Source organism: Photobacterium sanguinicancri (genome assembly GCF_002265265.1).
Lineage (GTDB): Bacteria > Pseudomonadota > Gammaproteobacteria > Enterobacterales > Vibrionaceae > Photobacterium > Photobacterium sanguinicancri.
Genome location: NZ_NOIF01000414.1, coordinates 1 through 660 on the forward strand (window position 1 = coordinate 1; position 660 = coordinate 660).

Consider the following 660-nt stretch of genomic DNA (forward strand, 5'->3'; position numbering starts at 1 on the left):
ATGCCGTCAATTTTGACGGAGGCAATCCGGACGCGGACCCGACCCAGGAGCGCGTCGAGCTGTGGTTCATCGAGCAGAAGACACAGGAGACCCCCGAGGCCGTGGCGTGGTCGCTTTCATCCCCGGCGGACGTCGGCGGCAGGCAGATACCGTGCCGACAGATAACGGAGCTGTGCGAATGGGCGATGCGCAATGAGTACCGGGGCGCAAGCTGTGGCTATACCGGGCCGCCTGTTGCGAAGGAGGACGGCACGCCGACGAACGACCCCTCGCTTGATCAGTGCGGTGGCCGACTGTCGGATTGCAAGCTGAGGTTCGGCGACCATGGCGAGCTGCCGTTCGGAGGGTTCCCCGGTTCGTCACTGATTCAGAGGTGAGTCATGCTGCGCGACAAAATTATCAGCCAGATTCGCGAACACGCAGCGGATGACTATCCGAACGAGGCGTGCGGTCTGATCGTTGCGGTGCGCAAGAGCCAGCGCTATATCCGATGCCGCAACGTGCATCCTGAGCCTGCCGAGCATTTCCAGATTGACCCCAGTGATTACGCGGATGCCGAGGATATTGGCCGCGTGCTGGCGGTCGTTCATTCTCACCCGGACGCTACCAGCCGCCCCAGCCGCATGGACTCCGCGCAGTGCGATGCGGGCGGCCTGCCGT

At 63.3% G+C, this 660-nt stretch carries 2 protein-coding genes; both read left to right on the forward strand.

Annotated features, from left to right (window positions below):
* Positions 1-377, forward strand: a 377-nt coding sequence (locus ASV53_RS24360; protein ID WP_094959028.1) for a phage minor tail protein L, incomplete at its 5' end; no start/stop codon positions are given.
* A 3-nt stretch (positions 378-380) separates the two neighbouring features.
* On the forward strand, positions 381-660 hold a 280-nt coding region (locus ASV53_RS24365), incomplete at its 3' end, for a C40 family peptidase (RefSeq protein WP_205049242.1).